The organism is uncultured Maribacter sp. (genome assembly GCF_947500985.1).
In the GTDB taxonomy this organism is placed as follows: Bacteria; Bacteroidota; Bacteroidia; order Flavobacteriales; family Flavobacteriaceae; genus Maribacter.
On sequence record NZ_CANMTX010000036.1, the window covers coordinates 1 to 245 of the forward strand.

General features: G+C 45.3%; 1 tRNA gene. It reads right to left on the reverse strand.

What is annotated here, in order from left to right:
* Positions 1 to 3: 3 nt before the first annotated feature.
* Positions 4 to 77, reverse strand: a tRNA-Ala gene (locus Q0871_RS18660).
* Positions 78 to 245: the final 168 nt, after the last annotated feature.

The following is a 245-nucleotide window of genomic DNA, read 5'->3' on the forward strand; positions in this document are numbered from 1 at the left end:
CTGTGGAGAATATCGGAGTCGAACCGATGACCTCCTGCGTGCAAGGCAGGCGCTCTAGCCAGCTGAGCTAATCCCCCGTTTTCAGTTGCCGGTGTTCAGCAAACAGTAACCAGTTTTTATGCTGTTGTACTGTGTACCGCATACTGCGTACTGTAAACTGGTCTTAACCAACTTCTAAAATTTCCTTCAATACTTAATGAACGTATCGCCTATTGCTAAACGAATTTCTTTTTTGTAGTCCCAGG